Raw genomic sequence first — 22,608 nt, forward strand, 5'->3', positions numbered from 1 at the left:
TCCTACTACTATGTATACGGCAGATAGTATACAATCTCTAGAAGGAATTGAGCATATAAGACTTAGACCTTCTATGTATATTGGAGATGTAGGAATTAGAGGGTTGCATCATTTGGTCTTCGAAGTAATAGATAATTCTGTTGATGAAGCATTGGCAGGTTTTTGTAATAAAATATGGGTAACTATTCACAAAAATGGATTTGTGACAGTATTAGACAATGGACGTGGAATCCCAATAGACATTCATAAAAAAGAAGGTAAGTCTGCTCTTGAAGTGGTTATGACGAAAATTGGTGCAGGTGGAAAGTTTGATAAGAATTCCTATAAAGTTTCTGGAGGGTTGCATGGAGTAGGAATATCCTGTGTTAATGCTTTATCAAAAAAACTTATAGTTACAATTTACAGAAATGGAAAAATTTATCAACAAGAATATTTCAAAGGAAAACCTGTTTATGAGGTAAAAAATTTAGGGGAAACGAATATGCAAGGAACAAAAATTCATTATCTAGCTGATAGTTCTATTTTTAGTTCTATTATATATAATTATGATATATTGTCTACACGTTTGAAAGAATTATCTTTTTTAAATAAAGGACTTCACTTATTTTTAACATATGAAAAAAACAACATAGAAAATAATTCAAAAAAAGAGTATTTTTTTTCTAAAAATGGATTAAAAGAATATCTTCCTATTCTAGATAAAAATCAAGAATCATTAACAAAAAATATTCTTTTTATTGAAGGAGAGAAAGAAAATACTTTTGTGGAAGTAGCTATGCAATACAATACTTCTTTTAAAGAAAGAATTTATTCTTATGTTAATAACATAAATACTTATGAAGGAGGGACACATCTTTCTGGATTTCGAAGAGCTTTAACCAGAACGTTAAAAAAATATGCAGAAGGACATGGAATTTTTTCCAATAAGGATAAAGTGGAATTTACGGGAGATGATTTCCGAGAAGGAATTACAGCTATTATATCTGTTAGAGTTATGGAGCCTCAATTTGAGGGACAAACTAAAACAAAATTAAGTAATCACGAAGTAGGAGGAGTTGTAGAGAAAATTGTAGGGGAAATGTTTAATATTTATTTAGAAGAACATCCTGTAGATAGAAAAAAAATTATTGATAAGGTGATATTAGCGGCTAAAGCACGTCAAGCAGCTAAAAAAGCACGTGAATTCATACAAAGAAAAAATCCAGTAAGTAGCAGTCTTTTACCTGGAAAGTTAGCAGATTGTTCTTTAAACAATCCAGAAACTTGTGAAATTTATTTAGTAGAAGGAGATTCTGCAGGTGGAACAGCTAAACAAGGGAGAGATAGAAATTTTCAAGCTATTTTACCTTTGCGAGGAAAAATACTAAATGTAGAAAAAGCAATGCAATATAAAATATTCGAAAATGAGGAAATAAGAAACATATTTACTTCTTTAGGAGTTTCTATTGGAACAGAAGAAAATCAAAAAATTTTAAATGTCACAAAACTTAGATACAATAAAATTATCATTATGACAGACGCTGATATAGATGGAAGTCATATTTCAACTTTGATTTTAACATTATTCTTTCGTTATATGAAACCTTTAATAGAAAAAGGACATATTTATATTGCTACGCCACCACTTTATTTAATCAAAAAAGGAAATCATTCTCAATATGCTTGGAATGATCAGGAAAGAGAAGCCATTCTCAATAGATTAGGAGGAAGAAAACATGTCAATGTTCAACGTTATAAAGGATTAGGAGAAATGAATGCAGAACAACTTTGGGAAACGACTATGAACCCTAAAAAAAGAACCTTACGAAAGGTTCATATAGAAAATCATTCGGAAGCCGATAAAATATTCTCCATTCTTATGGGAGATGAAGTTCCTCCTCGTAGAAATTTTATAGAAACCAATGCGATACATGCAAAAATTGATGTTTAATCATAAACATTTTCTTTCTTTTTTTGGATTGACAAAAATAATAAAAAATTAATGAATTATACCCAATCAATCCTATTAGGTATTATTGAAGGTCTTACAGAGTTCTTCCCTATTTCTTCTACAGGACACATGATTATTGCAGCATCTATGATGGGGATACTTGAAAAAAAAATAACTAAATTATTTCTAATCACTGTTCAGTTTGGAGCTGTTTTATCTGTATTCGTTTTATATAGAAAACAGTTTTTTTTTCGAAAATGGGATTTTTATCTAAAAATTTTGATAGCTAGTCTTCCCATAGGATTTTTTGGTTTTTTATTGAATAATAAAATAAATTTTTTTTTAGAAAATCCACTGATGGTAGCCATATCCATTTTTATAGGAGGATTAATCATTCTAAAAGTAGAAAATTATTATGAAAAAAACTTGACTAAAAATAGTAGGATCACTTATTTTAAAGCTTTTATTATTGGATTATGTCAATGTATGGCTCTGATTCCAGGAGTATCTAGAAGTGCGACGACAATCGTTTCTTGTATGCTACAAAATATTAATAGAAGAAAGTCTATTGAATTTTCTTTTTTTTTATCCGTCCCTATTATTGGGATTGCTACATGTAAAAAGTTATTTGACTCTTATTTTCATTTTTCATTTGATTTTCGTAGATTTTTTATTTTTCCAAATTTATTATGGAAACCATTCTTATTGCAAGAAATAGGATTATTAGTTATTGGAAATATAGTATCTTTTATTACAGGAATGATTGCTATCAAATGCTTTATGACATATCTAAAAAAAAATAATTTTAAATTATTCGGATACTACAGAATCATCTTGGGAATTGTTTTTATCGTGATTCATTATTTTTTTGTATTATAAAATTTTGATTTTGAATTATTCAGAATTCATACATGGAAAACGTTTATTAATAGATAAACCATGGGGGTATACTTCTTTTGAAGTAGTGAAAAAAATTAGGAAAAAGATTAGAAGTTCTCTTTCTTCTATAAATTCATTGAAAATAGGACATGCGGGGACTTTAGATCCTCTCGCAACAGGACTTTTAATTGTTTTGACAGGAAGATATACGAAACAAGTAAATCGTATTCAAAATTACAATAAAATTTATACAGGAATTATAAAGCTTGGATGTGAAACTCCATCATTTGATTCAGAAACAGAAGAATGTAATTTTTCTTCTTTATCTCACATTACTCCTGAATTGATTCAACAAGTTTCTAAAAAAAAATTTCTAGGTGAAATTGATCAATTTCCTCCCTATTTTTCTGCCTTACAAATAAAAGGAAAACGATCCTATGAGTATGCTAGAAAAGGCAAAAAAATCAGTCATCTGAAACCTAGACGTGTAAAAATTTATCAATTTTACATTCTAAAAATTAGAATTCCCTATATCAAATTTTTTATAGAATGTGGGAAAGGAACTTATATTAGATCTATAGCTAAAGATTTTGGTCAAGCATTAAAAAGTGGAGCATATTTACTTTCTTTAAGAAGAGAACAAATAGGATATTTTTCTATGAATAAGCCTATGGAATTAGAACTTTCAAAAATTATAGGATTTCCATGTTACATGGAATAAAACTATTGAATTTTATATTTTTTTTTGTTTGTACCACATATGAAATTTTCTATGGACTTCTTCATCAGTTAATACGCCTTTTTTTACTCCTTCTAATAAATGTTTTTTGAGGAATACACCATTTTTAGAAAAAATGGATTTTACCGTTTCTGTAGGTTGTGCTCCTTTCATCAACCATGAAACAGCATTTTTCATTTTTAATACTGTTGAAGGAGGATCCGTATGAGGATTATAAGTTCCTAGTTTTTCAATAAATTTTCCATCTCTTGGAGAACGAGAGTCTGATACAACTATATGATAAACAGGATTATGTTTTTTACCAATTCTTTTTAAACGTATTTTTACAGACATAATTTTTATGATGTTTTGATTTCAAGAATCAAAAATTTCTTGACTTCATTAGTAGAAGACTAACTAAAAATACAAAATTATCTTTTTTTTCTCTATCATACAATAAATGAATATGACGATTTATTGTTGAAAAACAGACTTATGAATCCATACACCCTATCACTTTCCTTCCTTTACTTATTATAATGTTTTTGAAAAAAAAATGGTATATATTTACATTTTTCATATTTTATAAGACCCGTTGTGTAACGGTAGCACAGCAGATTTTGGTTCTGTTAGTTGGGGTTCGAGTCCCTGCGGGTCTGTTGCCGTATTTTTTTTTGTGTTTGGGGAAGAAGAATACAAATACACTTTTTTCTGAGAAATGTTGAATTTTACAAAATGAGTATTGGAATGAAAGTAAAAAAAGAAAAAATTTTACTAATAGCATTTTTAAGTGTTTTAGCATATGTGTTGATCCACTTATTAAAATCCTTTTTGGGATTGGAAAAATTTCCTCTTTGCATATTTAGATATTTTGTCATATCTCTTTTTATGTTATATGCCTTTCTTAAAAAGGACTTAACTACTTGGATTTTGTTATCCATCATTATAGGAATAGAAGTAGGAATAGATTTTCCAAAGATAGCTATAGAATTGAGATTTTTATCTCAAATTTTTTTAAGAATGATCAAAACAATTATAGCTCCCATCTTATTTTCCACTTTAGTTGTTGGGATAGCGAGTCATTCAAATATTAAACAATTAGGGAATATGGGATGGAAATCCCTTCTTTATTTCGAAATAGTTACCACTCTCGCATTGTTCATAGGTCTTATTGCAATTAATTTATCTCAAGCGGGAGTAGGAATTGTAATGCCATCAGGAATCACGGAACAACAATTGCCTAAAGTAGAAAGTAAAACTTGGCAAGAGACTATTCTTCATGTATTTCCAGAAAATTTTATTAAGTCAATATATCATGGAGATGTACTCCCTATTGTTGTATTTTCCGTCATATTTGGGATATCTATGGTATTCTTGGATGAAAAAAAACGTACCCCTATATTACTCTTTGCAGAGAGTCTTTCCGAGATCATGTTTAAATTTACTAAGATAATTATGTATTTCGCTCCTATAGGAGTAGGATCCGCTATTGCTTATACAGTAGGACATATGGGATTGGATATATTATATAATCTTTTTCAGTTATTATTAACACTTTATATCGCTTTACTGATCTTTTTGATATTTGTTTTATTTCCCATTCTTTTATGGATAAAAGTCCCTTTAAGAGGTTTTGTTAAAGCCTTAACTGAACCTGTATCATTAGCATTTGCTACTACAAGTTCAGAATCGGCTTTACCTCTTCTTATGGAAAATTTAGAGAAATTAGGGGTTCCTAGAAAAATTATTGCTTTTGTTATTCCTGCAGGGTATAGTTTTAATTTAGATGGGACTACTCTTTATCTATCTTTAGCTACTGTATTCGTCGCACAAGCTTCTGGAATCCCTTTAAGTTTTAGTCAGCAAATCTTTATCGGGTTAACTTTAATTTTAACAAGTAAAGGTGTCGCCGGAGTTCCTAGAGCCTCTTTAGTCATTCTTTTAGCTACTGTAGCATCTTTTGGATTACCGACTTGGCCTATTTTAGCGATTATAGGAATAGATGAATTAATGGATATGGCTAGAACTACCGTAAATGTTATAGGAAATGGATTAGCTAGTTGTGTGATAGCTCGTTCCGAAGGAGAATTAGACGATGAAAAAATGTTAGATTATATAAAAAAACGTGATCAAGATTAATGAATTGAATCGTATTACGAATTTTTGTTTTGAATTTGAAGAAGTTTTTTTATAGAAAACAAAAATATTCTATAGATCCAAATGGAGTAGTCACAAAAAAGAGTTTTTCCAATATTGCTCTAATAAAATATTGGGGAAAAAAAAAGAATAAAATTCAAATCCCGTTGAATTCGTCTATTAGTTATTCCCTAGTAGATGTTTACACGGTAACACGATTGATTTACCATCTTAAAAAAAGAAAAGAAAGAAATTTTTCTGTAAGAGTTTTTTTTTCGGGAAAAGAAAAAATCAGTTTTATTCCAAAAATTTTAGAATTTTTTCATAGAATTTCATTTTATTGTTCTTATTTACGAGATTTTAATTTTGTGATAGAAACAGAAAACACTTTTCCACATAGTAGTGGAATCGCTTCTTCTGCTTCCTCTATGAGCGCTTTAGCTTTATGTATCATGGAAATAGAAAAAAAATTAGTTTCTTCTTTGAAGGAAGATTTTTTTTTAAAAAAAGCTTCTTTTTTAGCTAGATTAGGGTCCGGTAGTGCTTGTCGATCTATTTATCCTGGACTTGTAGTTTGGGGTGGGCATAAATCCATAAAAGGAAGTAATAATCTTTATGCTATTCCCTACCCCTATCAAGTCCATCCTATTTTTACAAAAATGGTAGATACTATTTTAGTCATAGATGAAGATCCTAAAGAAATATCTAGTTCAAAAGGACATCAACTAATGAATTATAATCCTTATGCTAAAGAGAGATTAAAATGTGCTAATAAAAATATGGAGAGACTGATCTCTATATTAAAAGTAGGAGATTTACAAGATTTTGGAGAATTAATAGAACATGAAGCTTTGAGTCTTCATGCCATGATTATGACCTCTCATCCCTATTTTTTATGGATGAAACCAAATACACTGAACGTTCTTTATAAAGTATGGGATTTTAGAAAACAAAGCAGAAAAAATATCTATTTTACACTAGATGCAGGAGCCAATGTTCATCTTTTATATCCCATTCAAGAAAAAAAATTCATCATGAAATTGATATATAATGATCTGTTCTCTTACTGTAAAAAAATTATAGAAAGTTTTTGCATATAATTATTATTTTTTATTCTTATCTTAAGAGAATATGTTGTATTATGTATGTATATGTATTAATTTAATATAAAATAACAAACAAATAAAATTAATTGTCTATCTTTGTCATACAAAATTCATTTAGAGAAATTCCCTAATACTAACGACGATACTACTACTACTAACTCTAAATAAACTTACTTATTTTATTATATGCTTGCTTCTTCTTATGGTTGTTATGATGGTGGACGTAGCTCAGTTGGTTGAGAGCATCAGATTGTGGTTCTGAGGGTCGCCGGTTCGAATCCGGTCGTCCACCCACCCCACCCTAAAAATTAATTTAATAACGCTTGTTTTATTCTTGTCAAAGCTTTTATTATTTGACCCTCTGTGGAAGAATAAGAAATACGTAAACTTTCATTATCGCCAAAAGCGCTTCCACTAACAGTAGCTACTTGAGCTTTTTCAAGTAAAAAATCTGATAATTCATCAGCATTATGAATAATTTTTCCATTAAATTTCTTTCCAAAAAAATCTGAAACATTTGGAAAAACATAAAAAGCGCCATCAGGTTCATTCACTTGAAATCCAGGAATTTTTTTTATCATTTTCAAAACTAAATTTCTTCTCTGTTTAAATTCCTTGATCATATATCCAATTTGATTGGGGGAAGCTTGTAATGCAGAAATCGCTGCACGTTGTGCAATGGAATTAGCACAAGATGTTGTTTGTCCCTGTATTTTATCACAAGACTTAGCAATCCATTCTGGAGCTCCAATATATCCGATTCTCCATCCAGTCATAGAAAACGCTTTAGATAATCCATTCAGTGTAACAACTTGATTATGAATATCAGAAAAAATACCAATACTGGTATGTTTTCCTGAGTAACAAATGTGTTCATAAATCTCATCAGAAAGAATGATGATTTTTGAATATTTCTTAAAAACTTCGACTAAATCTTCTAATTCTTTATAGGAGTAAACACTTCCTGTAGGATTGCAGGGGGTACTAAAAATAAATAATTTTGTTTTAGGTGTAATCGCTTTTTCTAATTGTTCGGGATGAATCTTAAAATTTGTTTTCATAGTCGTTGGGATGATTACAGGAGAAGCTTCACACAATTTTACCATTTGATAATAACTCACCCAATAGGGTGATGGAATAATGACTTCATCATTTCTATTAAGTAAAGATAAAAGAACATTCATAATAGATTGTTTTCCACCGGTAGAAACCACAATTTGAGACGTTGAATATTTCAATTCATTATCACGAAAAAATTTTTTGCATATTATTTCTCTCAGTTCTAAATATCCAGATACGGGAGTATAATAATGAAACCCTTCATCAATCGCTTTTTTTGCGGCTTCTAAAACAAAATCAGGGGGAAAAAAATTTGGTTCTCCCAAACTTAAATTAATAATGTCATATCCTTTTTTTTTTAATTCTCTAGCTTTTCCAGACATAGCTAAAGTTTGAGAATAAGATATATTTTGTAAACGATGGGATAATAATCTATTTTTCATAGATAGAAAATTTGAAATGATTACAAATCTAAATAAATTTGAATATTATTTCTAACCCATCCTATAAGATAAATTAATTAACATATGGAATTGATTCAAAAATATTTTCCAGATTTATTGAATAAACAAATTGATCAATTATCATCTTTAAAAAAATTATATACATACTGGAATGCTTCTGTAAATATTATTTCCAAAAAAACATTTTCCGACTTTTATCAAAAACATGTCCTTTTTTGTTTAGGGATCGCTAAAGTTTTTTCTTTTTTTTATGGATCCCGTGTTATGGATTTGGGAACGGGAGGTGGATTTCCAGGGATTCCTTTATCCATAGTTTTTCCTTACACAGAATTTATATTAGTTGATTCTATTAATAAAAAAATAAAAATTGTAGAGGAAATTATAAAAAATTTGCATTTAAAAAATGCACATGCTATTTGTATGCGTGCAGAAAAATTAGAAAATAAATTTGATTTTGTTGTAAGCAGAGCTGTGGCAAAAACATCAAAAATACAGAATTGGATTAAAAATAAATTTAGATATAAATCTAATTCAATCATTCCAAATGGATCCTTATTTTTAAAAGGAGGAGACCTTTCTAAAGAATTAGAAGAATTTCCTCATGCTGTAGAATATTCTCTATATCATTCTTTTCAAGAACCATTTTTTATCACCAAAAAAGTGATTTGGATTTCCAACAACCAATAAATAATTATGAACCCTAAAAAAATTTTTATAGAAAAAATAAAAGAAAAAGGAGGATGGGTGAATGCTCATGCTCACTTAGATAGAGCTTATACTTTAACAAAAAAAAATTTTCAATACTCTTATTCTACCCTTGAAAAAAAATGGTATTTGGTTGATGAAATGAAACGTTTAGCGACAGAAGAAGACATTTATCTTCGTATGGAAAAAGCTTTGGAATACTTCTTAATACAAGGAACACAAGCTTTGTGTACTTTCATAGATGTAGATGAAATTATTGAAGAACGCGCCTTAAAAGCCGCAAAAAAGTTAAAAAAAAATTATGGTCATTCTATCCATATTCGTTTTGCGAATCAAGTTCTTAAAGGAGTTTTGGATAAAAAATCCAAATATTGGTTTGATAAATCAATAGAATTTGTGGATATTATTGGTGGATTACCCGCTAAAGATTATGGGAGAGAAGACGAACATATTGATGTTTTATTGAACACTGCTAAAAAAAATGGAAAATTAGTACATGTTCATGTAGATCAATTTAATACGAGTGAAGAAAAAGAAACTGAAAAACTGGCAAAAAAAACAATTGAACATGGAATGCAAGGAAAAGTAGTGGCTATTCATAGTATTTCTTTAGCATCGCATACTAGAAAATATCGTTATGAAATATACCAATTAATGAAAAAAGCGAATTTAATGGTAATATCTTGTCCTATTGCTTGGATAGATCATACTAGAAGTGAACGTTTGACCCCGAGTCATAATTCTATCACTCCAGTAGATGAAATGGTTCCTGAAGGAATCATAGTCGCTTTTGGAACAGATAATATCTGTGATATATACAAACCCTTTTCTGATGGAAATCTTTGGATAGAATTACGTGTGATGTTAGAAGCTTGTCATTATTATGACATAGATCATTTGGTTCAAATTGCGACAGAAAACGGATTAAAAGTATTAGGAATACTAAAAAAATAAAAATAAGCTAAGAGAAGAAACAGAAAAAAAAATAAAGATGAGTTTTGACTTATTATTTTTCTGGTTCTGGACGCATTTGCGGAAAAAATAATACTTCTTGAATAGAATTTTGTTTTGTGAGTAACATTACCAATCTGTCTATCCCAATTCCAATTCCTGCAGTGGGAGGCATTCCAAATTCTAAAGCACGTATAAAATCTTTATCAATAAACATAGATTCATCTGTCTTTTTTTCGGACAATTTGATTTGTTCTCTAAAACGTTCAAGTTGATCTATGGGATCATTAAGTTCTGAATAGGCATTAGCAATTTCTTGTCCATTAATAATCAGTTCAAAACGTTCTGATAAATTTTTTTTATGACGATGTTTTTTAGTTAAAGGGCTCATTTCTAAAGGATAATCAATAATAAAAGTAGGATTGATGTAATGTTTTTCGCATTTTTCTTCAAAAATTGTCTCAATCAGTTTAGCTTTACTTATTTTTAGATTTTCCTCTATATTCAATTGTTTACAAACTTTTCTTAAGTCATCCTCTTCCATATCTTTAATATCAAATCCCGTATGTGTTTTAATAGCGTTCAATATAGGGATTCTTGGAAATGGGTTTTGAAAATTAATCTTTTTGTTTTCTTCTATTAAAATGTCTTTTTTTTGGACTATTTTATTGTAAATCCACTTCATCAGTTCTTCTGTAAATTTCATCATCCAATAATAATCTTTGTAAGCGACATAAAGCTCTAACACAGTAAATTCTGGATTATGAATTTTATCCATACCCTCATTTCTAAAATTCTTAGAAAATTCATATACTCCGTGAAATCCACCAATTATAAGTCTTTTCAAATAAAGTTCATTAGCAATACGTAAATACAATGGAATTCCAAGTGAATTATGATAGGTCACAAAAGGACGAGCTACAGCTCCTCCAGGAATGGATTGTAAAGCAGGGGTATCCACCTCTATATATCCTTTTTTATCTAAAAAATTTCTCATTTCCCGTATGATCCGAGTCCTTTTTAAAAAAATTTCTTTTACATGATCATTTACAATTAGATCAACATAACGCATACGATAACGTTGTTCCGTATTAGAAAAAGCATCATATATTTTTTTATTCTGATCCATTTTCACTTGTGGTAATGGGCGTAAAGATTTAGAGAGTAAAGTGAATCTATGAACATGTATTGTCATTTCATTCATTTTTGTCTTAAATAAAAAACCTTTCACTCCAATAATATCTCCTATATCTATAAGTTTTTTAAAAATATTGTAGGAATCCTCTTTTCCCATTTTTTCTGAATCAAAATGATTTTTAGTCAAATAAATTTGAATACGACCTGTATGATCTTGAATCTCTCCAAAAGAAGCTTTTCCTAAAATACGTAAACGAATTAAACGTCCAGCAATACTGACAGTTTCTTTTTCTGTAAATTTCTTTTGTATATTCACAATAGTAGTTGTAATACAATATTCTTCTGATGGATAAGGGTTGATTCCTAATAATTTTAGTTGATTTAATTTTTTTATACGTATAATTTGTTGTTCTGATAAATGAAGCATAGAAATATCCTTATTTTTTTTCATGCAGAGGGAATATCCATACGGATATACGAAGGTACATTTGTTTTTTTTATATATAATATTAAATAAATTTTTAAAACTATGAAAAAGAAAATCCTATTCTTCGAGGATTTAGGAAAAAAAGAATATAAAGAAACTTGGGATTATCAGAAAACTTTATTTAATGATCTCATACAAAAAAAAAGAAAAAATAGATTTTCTCAAAAAGAAATTCACGGATATTTATTATTTGTGGAGCATCCACATGTATATACTATAGGGAAAAACGGAAAAAAAGATAAACATTTATTAGTCTCATTAGATTTTTTAAAAAAAATAAATGCCACATTTTATCAAATAGATAGAGGAGGAGATATTACTTACCATGGACCCGGACAATTAGTAGGATATCCTATTTTAAATATGGATTATTTTTTTCCAGATATTCATAAATATCTACGTCTTTTAGAAGAAGTTATCATTCATTTTTTAAATGAAAATTATGGAATAAAGGGGGTTAGAGAAAAAGGGGAAACAGGAGTTTGGTTAAAAAATGTCAAAGGGAAATCAAAAAAAATATGTGCGATAGGAATTAGAATCAGTCGTTGGGTCACAATGCATGGATTTGCTTTAAATGTCAATACAGATTTACGGTATTTCAATTATATCATTCCTTGTGGAATTGACGATAAAGATAAAGAAGTGACTTCCTTAAAAAAAGAATTAAGAAATAATCCTCATATTTCCTTTTCAGAAGTGAAACTTTTAGTCAAAAAATCTTTTCAAAAAATTTTTCATGTAGAATTCATTTAAAATAATAAAAATTATCCCATAGATTTAGATTTAGTAGTAGAAGCATCAGCAATCATAATCCCATCTTTCTCATCTATTTTTTTTAGAATGACATCTTGTAATGTGTTTCTAAATGTTGGAATAAAAGAAATTTTTGTTCTAATATAATTTTCTGTATACCCATACAAATATTCATTATTCGTAGTAGTAGAAGAATTATTCTCAAACAAGACCGTTTTTTTTGTATGAATTTGTTTCTCACAAAAAGAACGATATTTTTTCTTTGAAAGAATTCTTAATGTTTTGTTTCGTTTTTTCTGTATTCTATTAGAGACGTTATTATCTTGTTGTATGGTATACGATTTTGTATTTGGTCTCCGAGAATAGGTAAATATATGCAAAGATGAAATATCTAGTTGTTTCAAAAAATGATAAGTTTCTAAAAAATGTCTATGTGTTTCTCCAGGAAATCCAACAATAATATCTGAACCTATATAAGCATCTGGTATTAAATTTCGTATTGTTTTCACTTTTTCTTGATAAAGCTCTCTTCTATAACGTCTTTGCATTTTTCCCAAAATATCATTACTTCCAGATTGTAAAGGAAGATGAAAATGAGGGACAAAATGTTTGCTCTTTGAGAAAAATTCAATATATTCATTTTTCAACAAATTAGGTTCTATTGAAGATAACCGGATTCTTCCCATTTCTATTTCTTTTATTTGATCTATTTCCTGTATTAAATCAAAAAAGGTATATGTAAGACGTTCATTTTTATGAAATATTTTTTTTCCATAGTCTCCAATGTTTACCCCTGTTAATACAATTTCTTTAACCCCTTTTTTTAAAAGACATTTGATATTTTTCAATATATTTTCTATATGTTCAGAACGAGAAGGACCTCTTGCCATAGGAATGACACAATAACTACACTTGTAATCACATCCATCTTGTATTTTCAAAAAAGAACGAGTTCTATTATATCCAAATCCAATAGTAGTAGTAGAAGAAGGCGAAGAATACGATGAAAAATAAGAACATGTTTTCTTTGATAAAAGAACTTTTGCAGGATAATTTTTTTTGGATAAATTAACTTTCTCAAGAGAATCTATTATATGAAATTTTTCTTCAGAACCTAACACGAGATCAACTCCTATTATATAAGATATTTCTTTAGGATAAAGTTGAGCATAACATCCTATTGCGATAATAAAAGCTTTTTCGTTTTTTCTCATAGCAGAACGTACAATACATTTAAATTCAGTCTCCGCATTTTTTGTGACAGAACAACTATTAATCACATAAATATCTGCAAAACTATTGAAAGAAACATGTTCATAATTCAAATCAGAAAATTTTCTTGCAATAGTAGAGGTTTCTGCGTAATTCAATTTACACCCCATAGTGTAAAATGCTACTTTTTTTTTCAACATAATAAAAAACCAAGGGGAAAAAGGAATTCGATCTATACGATCGATCGATCCGATCCATCCACTAATTAACGACTCCCTTCCCCATACAATATAAAATAATATACATACAATAACGTACGGGACAAAATATCAGATCCATATTCATTCTCATTCTGAGGAAAAATAATCTATAATTCCACTATGACTAGCTTTTATCGCACGTTTTCCTTTTGTCCAATTTGCTGGACATACTTCTCCTTTTTTTTCATAATACTGAAGTGCATCTATCATACGAATTGCTTCATTTACATTTCTTCCTAAAGGAAAGTCATTAATTAAAAGATGTCGGATAATTCCTTCTTTATCTATTAAAAATAATCCTCTATAAGCGATAAGTTCTCCCGTTGCTTTCAATTCTTCATCATGATTACAAATCCAATCTCCAGATAAAACTCCATAATTATGGGAAATAGTTTTATTGACATCAGAAACAATAGGATAAGTCACCCCAAATATACCTCCTTTTTCTTTTGGCATTTGTAACCAAGTCCAGTGAGATTGTTCCGTGTCCGTAGAAATAGCAATAATTTGGACATTTCTTGATTCAAATTCTTTTATTTTTTCTTGAAATGCATATATTTCTGTAGGACAAACAAAAGTAAAATCTTTTGGGTAGAAAAAAAGTAAAACATACTTACTTCCCTTAAATTGTTCTAAAGTAAAATTTTTTACAATATTTTTTCCATTCAATACCGCACTAGATGTAAAACTAGGCGCTTTTTTTGTAATTAAAGTATTCATTTTTCTAGTATAAGTATATTATATGCACGAATTTACCAAAATTCTTATAATATAAGAATCAAAAAGCAAAGAAATCTACTAAAATATGTTGTTCATAGAACTGAAACAAAAATTTTATACATACCTATGTAATTTTTTATTAAGTTCATTTTTTATATTTGTTAAATGCATTATTTTTTTGATGAGATTATTCTTGTCATCATCATTTTTTCTATTTTTTTGAAAATGCATAATTTCTTGTTGAATTGATTTCAAAATCCATTGTAATTGATACCTCAATAACATATCAGTGAGGTATTTGTCTATGTTATCTTCTTCGGAAGAAACTTCAATCCCTTTTTTCTCCCATTTGGATAATGAATAATAGGTCTGTTTTTTTGAACTATTCAATTTTACTTTTTTTACTATTTTATTGCATATATTTTCAAAAAATTTCTGATTATAATCCAAAGAAAAACGTAAATTATGGCATTTAAAAGTATGCAATACTTCTTCAAGAACTGTAATTTCGTTTTTTCCTTTTTTTATTATTTTATCTCCATGATTTAAAATAAACTGAATCAACTTTTCTTCCATTTCTTCCATCATAGGAGGAGGAGAATCCCTCCTCCTATGAGGAACAATCTTCTTTTGATGATCAAGTCTTTTTCTCGTTCTTTTATTCCTAATTTTTTTAAATTCAGAAATTAGAATTTCTTGCCGAAGTTCTAATACTTTGGAAGTTTCTTGTAAATATAATTCCTGTTGGATAACATTGGGTATTTTGAAAATACTATTCAAAATATTTACAACTAAAAATGATTTTTTAATTGGATCATCTTTGTGAAATTTGTCATATACTTTCTTTTTAAAAGAAACAAAATTGTAACTATTTTTTTCTATAAAATCTTTCAATTGAAAAGAGGAATATTTCTTTGCTAGAGAATCTGGATCTTCTCCATTAGAAAGAAATAATATCCGAAGATTCATTTCTTGTTCCAAAAACATATTGATTCCTCTTAAAGAAGCTTGAACCCCAGATCTATCTCCATCATAAAATAGAACTATAGTTTTCGTAAATTTCTTGATCAATAGGATTTGATCAAGAGTCAGAGCAGTTCCAGAAGAGGAAACAACATTTTTTATTCCAGACTGATGTAAAGAAATGACATCTGTATATCCTTCTACTAAATAACAAAAATTTTCTTTTAAAATGGATGTTTTTGCCTGGAATAATCCATATAAAATTTTGCTTTTTTGAAAAAGATTACTTTCAGATGAATTTAAATATTTGATAAATTGGTTGTTACTGTTACTCTCAATCGTTCTTCCACCAAATCCTATAACCATTCCTGATAGATTATGGATTGGAAATATCACACGTTGACGAAAACAGTCAAAATGATTATTAGATTTTTTATTAAAAACCGTAAGACCAGACTTTTTTAAATCACCTATTTTGAATCCTTTTTTTAAGGCTTTTTCTGTAAAAGAACTCCAATAAGAAGGAGCATAACCTAATTCAAATTCATGAATTATTTTCATATTCAATCCTCTTTGTTTCATCAAATAACTCAATCCTTTTTCTTTTCCTTCTTTTGTGAAACATAGTTGGTTGATAAAAAAACGTTTTGCATAATCTTGTATTAAGTACAAATTTTTTTCATGATCCATTTTTATTATTTTGCTAATATCTGTTTTTTCTTCCTGTTCATGAATATTGATTTCGTATTTTTTAGCTAAATAATGTAATGATTCTACATAAGTGAAATGTTCGTGTTCCATAAGAAAAGTAATAATATTTCCACCTTTTCCAGAACTAAAATCTTTCCATATTTTTTTTGTAGGAGAAACTATGAGAGAAGGCGTTTTTTCATTAGAGAATGGACTCAGTCCTCTATAATTAATTCCACTTTTCTTTAAGGAAACAAAATCTCCTATAACTTCTTCAATACAAGAAACAGAAAATATTCTTTTTATAGTTTCTTTAGAAATCATGATTTTTTGATTCAATCAAAGTTGTTATAATATTATAATAAATAAAAAAAATAAAAGGGTATCAATCAATTGAATAATAATATTATTTTTTATTGAATTCCTAATTTCATTCTATGAATAATTTTTTTTGGGTTAGAATTAGAAAAAATGGTCGTTCCTGCTACTAATATATCTGCTCCATTTTTGAATAATAAAGAAGCATTTTCTAAATTTACTCCCCCATCTACTTCTATCAATGCAGAAGAATCTTTTTTTAAGATTAAATCTTTAGTATCTTTTAGTTTTTGATATGTTTGTCGAATAAACTTTTGTCCACTAAAACCAGGATTTACGCTCATTATCAAAACAAAATCTATATCTTTAATGATATCTTGCAAAAGAACAACTGGAGTATGTGGGTTGACTGCTACCCCAACCTTCATCCCATATTCCTTAATAGAAAAAATAGTTCTATTTAAGTGAATACAAGCTTCGTAATGAACATGTAAATGATCCGCTCCACATTCTTTAAATTGTTCTATATACTGTTCTGGGTGTAGAATCATTAAATGGACATCCATTGGTTTGGATGCATATTTTTTTACATATTTTGTAAACAATGCTCCAAAAGAAATATTAGAAACAAAAGAAGAATCCATAATATCAATATGGAACCAATCCGCTTCACTTTCATTCAACATTTTTATGTCACGATATAAAAAAGCTAAATCTGCTGAAAGTAGAGATGGAGCTATAATTTTTTTCATATTAATATTTTAAAAAAAAATTAGGATAATTGTGAAATCATAATTTCACTAATTCCTGTATTAGAAAAACCTCCATCATGATACAGATTTTGCATGGTTACTTTTCTTGTCAAATCAGAAAAAAGTGTAATAATATAGTCAGCACAATCTTGTGCAGAAGCGTTTCCTAAAGGAGATATTTTTTCAGAAAAAAGAAAAAATTGGTTGAATCCTTTAATTGACTTTGCTGCTTTCGTCATACTAGGAGATTGTGAAACGGTATTCACCCTTACCTTTTTTTTGATTCCCCAATGATACCCAAAATTCCGTGTAATACTTTCCAAATATGCTTTATAATCAGACATATCTACATAATTTGGAATGCTTCGTTGAGAGGCTATATATGTCAAGGCTACAATAGACCCCCATTCATTCATAGCGTTTTTATTCCAAGCAATTTGCATGATTTTATGATAAGATACTGCAGAAATATCCCATCCTTTTCTCAAAAATTCATAATTAAGAGATGTGTAATGGCGTCCTTTTCTAAGATTGATGGACATAGCGATAGAATGTAAGATAAAATCTATTCCCCCACCAAAATGATCCAATGTTTTATCAAAAAGAAGATTCAGATCTATAACAGAAGTAGCATCAGCCGGAATTACCATAGATTCTGTTTTATGAGATAATTTATTAATTTTTCCCATTCTTAAAGAGGCAGGAGTATTGGTTAAAACAAAAGACGCTTTTTCCTCATAAGCACGTTCTGCTACTTTCCAAGCAATAGAATTTTCATCCAAAGCACCAAATATAATTCCTTTCTTTCCCTTCAATAGATTGTAAGACATAGTAAAGTAGTATTATTCCCATATAAATTAAAAAAACCAAAAATACCTATTTTTTGAAAAAATTACATATTAAAAACTTCCTTTAGGATAGGTAAATAATCCAATTTCTCCCATGTAAAAAGTTCTACTTCTTGTTCTTTTTTCTTTCCTTCTATTATATTATCATCCGAAAAAGATTTCCATACTTTTCTTGGTTTTTTCCCCATATGTCCATAAACAGCAGTTTCTTCATACATTGGTTGACGTAATTTTAATCTTTTTTCTATAGCGTAAGGTCGTAAATCAAAAATTTTCTTTATTTTTACGACTATCTCTTCATCTAAAATATTTTTATTCGATGTCCCATAGGTATTTACAAAAATTCCTATAGGTTCTGCTACCCCTACAGCATAAGATATTTGTATCAATAATTCATCAGCAATTCCTGCAGCAACAAGATTTTTGGCAATATGTCTAGCTGCATAAGCTCCAGATCTATCTACTTTAGAAGAATCCTTTCCAGAAAAAGCACCTCCTCCGTGTGAACCTCTTCCTCCATAAGTATCCACAATAATTTTTCTACCGGTAATTCCTGTATCTCCATGAGGACCCCCAATAACAAATCTACCTGTAGAATTTATGTAATATTTCGTTCTATCAGTAAACAATTTTTTTATATCCTTAGATAGGATCTTTTTTACCCTTGGAATTAATATATTTCTAATATCGTGAACAATACGTTCATGCATTTTTTCTTTTGTATCAAATTCATCATGTTGAGTTGAAATGACTATAGAATGAATATGAACAGGAATATTTTTATCCGAATACTCTAAAGTCACTTGTGATTTTGCATCTGGACGTAAATAAGTCATTTTTTTTCCTTCATTTCGTATTGATGAAAGTTCCCTCAATAGAGAATGTGACATTTCTAATGTTAGAGGCATATAATTTTCTGTTTCCTTAATAGCATATCCAAATACGATTCCTTGATCTCCAGATCCTTGTTCCTCTTTTTTAGAACGTTGAATTCCTTTGAATAGATCTATAGACTGTTCTTGAATAGAAGAAATAACTCCACAAGAATCCGCATTGAATCTATATTCATTTTTAGTATATCCAATCTTTCTAAGGATTCCACGTGCAATTTTTTGAACATTCACCCAAATTTTAGAATTCACTTCTCCAGCCAATATAATTTGACCAGTAGTTACTAAAGTTTCTATAGCGACTTTTGCTTCTGGATCATATGCCAAAAAATTATCTAATATAGCATCCGATATTTGATCGGAAATTTTATCTGGATGTCCCTCTGAAACAGATTCGCTAGTAAATAAATAAGCCATTTTTTTCTTTGATGACTGTTTTTATACTACTTTTTTACTCCCCCTACCTCCTACTTAACCTAACATTTATTTTTTTAGATTTTCTAATTCATTATTATTCATTCTATTTTTTTTTGAATATTAATGGATTCTTTATGTAATAGTTTGAAAACTCCTTCAAGAAATTCCTCAGAAAGTCCTAAACTTTTTCCTAATTTGATAGATTTATTCAGAATATCACCCCATCTATTGGGTTGTAATATAGATATATCTGATTCCCTTTTTAAGGATCCTAATTGCTTGGAAATTTTCATTCTTTCTGATAAAATGGAAATGAGATTTTCATCTAGTTCATCAATGAATATTCTTAAAGAATCTAAATTGTTTTGAATTTGATATTTTTTATTACCATTTTTAGATGGATATGGATGATAAGAATCCATCAACTTTTTTAATAGTTCTAAAAGTTTTTCCGGAGTAATTTGTTGTTGAGAATCACTCCAAGCCCTATCAGGATTACAATGGCTTTCTATCATTAATCCATCATATTTAAAGTAGTGATAAGCTATTTTTGCAATCTCCAAAATTCCTTCTTTATTTCCACAAATATGTGAAGGATCACATATCACAGGAATTCTAGGAAAAAATCTCCTAAATTTTGACAAAAGATTCCAATTTGGCTGATTTCGGTATTTAGATGCTTTATATGTGTAAAAACCACGGTGTATAATCCCTAATTTTCTAACTCCTTTTCTAAATAAACGTTCTAAAGCACCTATCCATAATTCTATATCAGGATGAATAGGATTTTTCACTAAAATAATTTTATCCTTCTCTCCTTCTAAAGCATCCGCTATTTCTTGAATGATAAATGGACTCGATGTACTTCTTGCTCCTATCCAAAGAACATCTATATCAAAAGATAACGCTAATTCAACATGTTCTGAATTAGCGATTTCCGTAGCAACCATAAATTCTGTATTTCTCTTTACATTTTTTAACCATTGAAGTCCTTCTTTTCCAACCCCTTCAAAATTATTTGGTTTAGTCCTAGGTTTCCATATTCCTGCTCTAAATACTTGCACATATGCAGGATCCAATCTTTTAGCTGTTTCTATTATTTGTTGTTCACTTTCTGCACTACAAGGTCCGGAAATAATGAAAGGGGGCTCCCATTTTTCAATCCAGGATCTATCTATACTATTATTTAGAATATTTTTTTCCATCATTGATGAATTTATACATATTTTTTATCTTTTATATCATTTGCATTTTTCATATATCTATCAATTTTATGAAATTTTTTATTTTTTAATAAATCAAGAAATATTTCTAAGTGATTAATATAAATATCTATAGCTTGAATTAAATTCTTTCTATTAGAAATAAAAATAGGTAACCAGGTTTCAGGATTACTTTTCGCTAAACGTGTAGTAGAAGCCAATCCACTTCCCATCATATTATTAAAAATTTTTTCTTCCTTTTTAAATATTTTTAAAACTGTGAAAGCCAAAGAAAAAGATACGACATGAGGTAAATGAGAGAGATAAGCAATATATAAATCATGTTCTTTAGATGTAATATAAACCATGCGCATTTTCATGATAGAAAAAATTTTTTCTGCGACATCGATCGCATCTGGATCACTCAATTCTGAGTCACAAATAATACAATTTTTTTTATAAAAAAGATCTGAATGAGCTGAAATAGGGCCAGAATTTTCAACTCCTGCAATCGGATGTGTCGCTACAAAACGACTTCTTTTTGGATGTGAAAAAACACGATTACAAATATCGTATTTAGTAGAACCAGTATCTAAAATAACTGTATCACTTTTAATTTGATTAAGAATACTTGGAAGTATTTTTTCTATCCCATCTACAGGAATAGATAAAATAATTACTGAAGATTGTAAAATAAGATCCTGTAAAGGAATAATTTCATCTACAATTCCAAGTTTAACAGCATGTGTCGCATTTTCATTATTAGAATCTGTTCCTATAAATTTATCTCCAAAATTGGATTTACGTAATCCTAAACTAATAGATCCCCCTATTAAACCTAATCCTATAATTCCAATATTCATGAAATAATTCTATTTTTTGCTTTTTCCAAAGTATTTACAGAACAACACATAGAAAATCTTACATATCCTTTTCCATTATTCCCAAATACACCCCCAGGGGTAATAAATATGTGATAATTGTTAAAAATCTTATCAGAAAATTTCTGATCATTTTTATCTAAATTTTTGATTTTTGCCCAAACGAAAATTCCGGAACTTTTTTTCATATATTCTAAACATAGATGATCACATATTTCCCATATAATTTTTCTACGTTTTGTATATTCTATATTGAGTTTTTCAAACCATTCTGAATTTTGATTCATGGCTTCTATTGCTCCAATCTGGATTGGATAATACATTCCAGAATCCATTTGACTTTTTACTTTGATAATATTTTGAATAAATTCTTTTTTTCCTATTATCATCCCAACACGCCATCCAGCCATATTATAGCTTTTACTTAAAGAATTTAATTCTAATGCAATATTTTTGGCTTCTTTAACATTAAAGATACTCAAAGGGCGTTCATTAGTTAAACAACTATAAGGGTTATCATGAATTAGTAAAATATGGTTTTTTTTCGCAAAAAAAACAAGTTTTTTTAACTTTTCAAAAGAGATAGTTGCACCTGTGGGCATATGAGGATAATTGATCCACATGATTTTTACCTTGGATAGATTCTTTTTCTCCAATAATTGTATATCAGGACACCAATCTCCTTTTTCATGAAGATCATAATAAATAATTTCCGATTCCAAAAGCTTAGATATTGAGGAATAAGTAGGATATCCTGGATCCGGGATTAAAACTTGATTTCCTTTATCCAAATAAGACATACTGATATACATAATTCCCTCCTTGGAACCCATTAATGGCAAAACCTCATTGTTAGGATCAATATCCACTTGATATGTCTTTTTATACCAAATAGAAATTGCATGACGAAATTTTTCTATTCCAACATAGCTTTGATAAGTATTAGCATATTCTAGCTCTGACGCTTCTTGCATTTTATGGATGACACTATTGGGTGGAAGTAGATCTGGATTTCCAATCCCTAAATTAATGACTTGGATCCCTTTCTTTTCAAGATGATGAATCTCTCTCATTTTTTTGGAAAAAAAGTATTCCGATATTTGATGCATTCTTTTTGAGACAATCATTTT

At 28.8% G+C, this 22,608-nt stretch carries 20 protein-coding genes and 2 tRNA genes; 10 read left to right on the plus strand and 12 right to left on the minus strand.

Annotation, left to right across the window (positions count from 1 at the left end):
• Positions 1-10 precede the first annotated feature (10 nt).
• Genes gyrB through truB form a run of 3 tightly spaced genes read left to right on the plus strand, consistent with a single transcriptional unit; the run spans position 11 to position 3,530 of the window.
• Positions 11-1,930, plus strand: a complete 1,920-nt coding sequence (gyrB, locus tag H0H53_RS01335; protein WP_202983702.1) for a DNA topoisomerase (ATP-hydrolyzing) subunit B — start codon at positions 11-13, stop codon at positions 1,928-1,930.
• Positions 1,931-1,981: 51 nt separating this feature from the next.
• Positions 1,982-2,809: an undecaprenyl-diphosphate phosphatase gene (locus tag H0H53_RS01340; protein WP_185870734.1), complete on the plus strand. Its 828-nt coding sequence runs from the start codon at positions 1,982-1,984 to the stop codon at positions 2,807-2,809.
• A gap of 4 nt (positions 2,810-2,813) precedes the next feature.
• A complete protein-coding gene (gene truB / locus H0H53_RS01345; RefSeq protein ID WP_185870735.1) occupies positions 2,814-3,530 on the plus strand; it encodes a tRNA pseudouridine(55) synthase TruB in 717 nt (238 codons plus the stop codon).
• A 12-nt stretch (positions 3,531-3,542) separates the two neighbouring features.
• Here truB and rpsP read toward each other — a convergent pair whose 3' ends face one another.
• A complete protein-coding gene (rpsP, locus tag H0H53_RS01350; RefSeq protein WP_185870736.1) occupies positions 3,543-3,881 on the minus strand; it encodes a 30S ribosomal protein S16 in 339 nt (112 codons plus the stop codon).
• 234 nt (positions 3,882-4,115) lie between these two features.
• Between rpsP and H0H53_RS01355 the strand changes: the two genes are divergently transcribed.
• The 4 genes from H0H53_RS01355 (at position 4,116) to H0H53_RS01370 (ending at position 7,061) form a co-directional block, all read left to right on the plus strand.
• Positions 4,116-4,186 (plus strand) — tRNA-Gln (locus H0H53_RS01355).
• A gap of 76 nt (positions 4,187-4,262) precedes the next feature.
• Positions 4,263-5,666: a dicarboxylate/amino acid:cation symporter gene (locus H0H53_RS01360; protein ID WP_185870737.1), complete on the plus strand. Its 1,404-nt coding sequence runs from the start codon at positions 4,263-4,265 to the stop codon at positions 5,664-5,666.
• A gap of 35 nt (positions 5,667-5,701) precedes the next feature.
• A complete protein-coding gene (locus H0H53_RS01365) occupies positions 5,702-6,763 on the plus strand; it encodes a diphosphomevalonate/mevalonate 3,5-bisphosphate decarboxylase family protein (RefSeq protein WP_185870738.1) in 1,062 nt (353 codons plus the stop codon).
• 223 nt (positions 6,764-6,986) lie between these two features.
• Positions 6,987-7,061: transfer RNA gene (locus H0H53_RS01370), tRNA-His, on the plus strand.
• A 16-nt stretch (positions 7,062-7,077) separates the two neighbouring features.
• Here the strand turns inward: H0H53_RS01370 and H0H53_RS01375 are convergent.
• Complete coding sequence (locus H0H53_RS01375) at positions 7,078-8,271, minus strand: pyridoxal phosphate-dependent aminotransferase (protein ID WP_185870739.1); 1,194 nt, start codon at positions 8,269-8,271, stop codon at positions 7,078-7,080.
• Between the two features lie 84 nt (positions 8,272-8,355).
• Between H0H53_RS01375 and rsmG the strand changes: the two genes are divergently transcribed.
• Positions 8,356-8,979 carry a 16S rRNA (guanine(527)-N(7))-methyltransferase RsmG gene (gene rsmG / locus H0H53_RS01380; RefSeq protein WP_185870740.1) on the plus strand — a complete coding sequence of 208 codons (624 nt, stop codon included), beginning with the start codon at positions 8,356-8,358 and terminating at the stop codon, positions 8,977-8,979.
• Between the two features lie 6 nt (positions 8,980-8,985).
• The gene (locus H0H53_RS01385) at positions 8,986-9,951 is read left to right on the plus strand and encodes an amidohydrolase family protein (RefSeq protein ID WP_185870741.1); all 966 of its coding nucleotides are present in this window, start codon (positions 8,986-8,988) and stop codon (positions 9,949-9,951) included.
• A gap of 52 nt (positions 9,952-10,003) precedes the next feature.
• Here the strand turns inward: H0H53_RS01385 and lysS are convergent, their stop codons facing one another.
• Positions 10,004-11,512, minus strand: a complete 1,509-nt coding sequence (gene lysS, locus H0H53_RS01390; RefSeq protein ID WP_185870779.1) for a lysine--tRNA ligase — start codon at positions 11,510-11,512, stop codon at positions 10,004-10,006.
• Between the two features lie 102 nt (positions 11,513-11,614).
• On the opposite strand from lysS, the gene lipB reads away from it, so the two are divergent.
• A complete protein-coding gene (gene lipB, locus H0H53_RS01395; protein WP_185870742.1) occupies positions 11,615-12,325 on the plus strand; it encodes a lipoyl(octanoyl) transferase LipB in 711 nt (236 codons plus the stop codon).
• Positions 12,326-12,336: 11 nt separating this feature from the next.
• On the opposite strand, the gene mtaB is transcribed toward lipB, so the two are convergent.
• The 9 genes from mtaB to H0H53_RS01440 all read right to left on the minus strand — a co-directional run bounded on the left by mtaB (position 12,337) and on the right by H0H53_RS01440 (position 22,587).
• Complete coding sequence (gene mtaB / locus H0H53_RS01400; protein ID WP_185870743.1) at positions 12,337-13,737, minus strand: tRNA (N(6)-L-threonylcarbamoyladenosine(37)-C(2))-methylthiotransferase MtaB; 1,401 nt, start codon at positions 13,735-13,737, stop codon at positions 12,337-12,339.
• 147 nt (positions 13,738-13,884) lie between these two features.
• Positions 13,885-14,517 carry a peroxiredoxin gene (locus H0H53_RS01405; RefSeq protein ID WP_185870744.1) on the minus strand — a complete coding sequence of 211 codons (633 nt, stop codon included), beginning with the start codon at positions 14,515-14,517 and terminating at the stop codon, positions 13,885-13,887.
• Positions 14,518-14,631: 114 nt separating this feature from the next.
• Positions 14,632-16,494 carry a DNA primase gene (gene dnaG, locus H0H53_RS01410; protein WP_185870745.1) on the minus strand — a complete coding sequence of 621 codons (1,863 nt, stop codon included), beginning with the start codon at positions 16,492-16,494 and terminating at the stop codon, positions 14,632-14,634.
• A gap of 89 nt (positions 16,495-16,583) precedes the next feature.
• Complete coding sequence (rpe, locus tag H0H53_RS01415; RefSeq protein WP_185870746.1) at positions 16,584-17,240, minus strand: ribulose-phosphate 3-epimerase; 657 nt, start codon at positions 17,238-17,240, stop codon at positions 16,584-16,586.
• A gap of 20 nt (positions 17,241-17,260) precedes the next feature.
• Entirely contained in the window at positions 17,261-18,070 is an 810-nt protein-coding gene (locus H0H53_RS01420) for an enoyl-ACP reductase FabI (protein WP_185870747.1), read from the minus strand.
• Positions 18,071-18,132: 62 nt separating this feature from the next.
• The gene (metK, locus tag H0H53_RS01425; RefSeq protein ID WP_185870748.1) at positions 18,133-19,395 is read right to left on the minus strand and encodes a methionine adenosyltransferase; all 1,263 of its coding nucleotides are present in this window, start codon (positions 19,393-19,395) and stop codon (positions 18,133-18,135) included.
• A 98-nt stretch (positions 19,396-19,493) separates the two neighbouring features.
• Positions 19,494-20,600: a bifunctional 3-deoxy-7-phosphoheptulonate synthase/chorismate mutase type II gene (locus H0H53_RS01430; RefSeq protein ID WP_185870780.1), complete on the minus strand. Its 1,107-nt coding sequence runs from the start codon at positions 20,598-20,600 to the stop codon at positions 19,494-19,496.
• 11 nt (positions 20,601-20,611) lie between these two features.
• On the minus strand, positions 20,612-21,460 hold the full coding sequence (locus tag H0H53_RS01435; protein WP_185870749.1) for a prephenate dehydrogenase: 849 nt from the start codon (positions 21,458-21,460) through the stop codon (positions 20,612-20,614).
• Entirely contained in the window at positions 21,457-22,587 is a 1,131-nt protein-coding gene (locus H0H53_RS01440) for a pyridoxal phosphate-dependent aminotransferase (protein ID WP_394798646.1), read from the minus strand. The genes H0H53_RS01435 and H0H53_RS01440 overlap by 4 nt, the downstream gene beginning before the upstream one ends.
• Positions 22,588-22,608 lie beyond the last annotated feature (21 nt).

The sequence above is a fragment of the Blattabacterium cuenoti genome, from assembly GCF_014251955.1.
Lineage (GTDB): Bacteria > Bacteroidota > Bacteroidia > Flavobacteriales > Blattabacteriaceae > Blattabacterium > Blattabacterium cuenoti_L.

Coding starts and splice junctions, on each gene's coding strand:
- H0H53_RS01405 (WP_185870744.1), bottom strand. CDS start 14,517: ATGAATACTTTAATTACAAAAAAAGCGCCTAGTTTTACATCTAGTGCG.
- H0H53_RS01375 (WP_185870739.1), bottom strand. CDS start 8,271: ATGAAAAATAGATTATTATCCCATCGTTTACAAAATATATCTTATTCT.
- H0H53_RS01430 (WP_185870780.1), bottom strand. CDS start 20,600: ATGGAAAAAAATATTCTAAATAATAGTATAGATAGATCCTGGATTGAA.
- lysS (WP_185870779.1), bottom strand. CDS start 11,512: ATGCTTCATTTATCAGAACAACAAATTATACGTATAAAAAAATTAAAT.
- metK (WP_185870748.1), bottom strand. CDS start 19,395: ATGGCTTATTTATTTACTAGCGAATCTGTTTCAGAGGGACATCCAGAT.
- rpsP (WP_185870736.1), bottom strand. CDS start 3,881: ATGTCTGTAAAAATACGTTTAAAAAGAATTGGTAAAAAACATAATCCT.
- H0H53_RS01360 (WP_185870737.1), top strand. CDS start 4,263: ATGAGTATTGGAATGAAAGTAAAAAAAGAAAAAATTTTACTAATAGCA.
- H0H53_RS01420 (WP_185870747.1), bottom strand. CDS start 18,070: ATGTCTTACAATCTATTGAAGGGAAAGAAAGGAATTATATTTGGTGCT.
- H0H53_RS01385 (WP_185870741.1), top strand. CDS start 8,986: ATGAACCCTAAAAAAATTTTTATAGAAAAAATAAAAGAAAAAGGAGGA.
- mtaB (WP_185870743.1), bottom strand. CDS start 13,737: ATGTTGAAAAAAAAAGTAGCATTTTACACTATGGGGTGTAAATTGAAT.
- lipB (WP_185870742.1), top strand. CDS start 11,615: ATGAAAAAGAAAATCCTATTCTTCGAGGATTTAGGAAAAAAAGAATAT.
- rpe (WP_185870746.1), bottom strand. CDS start 17,240: ATGAAAAAAATTATAGCTCCATCTCTACTTTCAGCAGATTTAGCTTTT.
- rsmG (WP_185870740.1), top strand. CDS start 8,356: ATGGAATTGATTCAAAAATATTTTCCAGATTTATTGAATAAACAAATT.
- H0H53_RS01340 (WP_185870734.1), top strand. CDS start 1,982: ATGAATTATACCCAATCAATCCTATTAGGTATTATTGAAGGTCTTACA.
- dnaG (WP_185870745.1), bottom strand. CDS start 16,494: ATGATTTCTAAAGAAACTATAAAAAGAATATTTTCTGTTTCTTGTATT.
- H0H53_RS01440 (WP_394798646.1), bottom strand. CDS start 22,587: ATGCATCAAATATCGGAATACTTTTTTTCCAAAAAAATGAGAGAGATT.
- gyrB (WP_202983702.1), top strand. CDS start 11: ATGTATACGGCAGATAGTATACAATCTCTAGAAGGAATTGAGCATATA.
- H0H53_RS01435 (WP_185870749.1), bottom strand. CDS start 21,460: ATGAATATTGGAATTATAGGATTAGGTTTAATAGGGGGATCTATTAGT.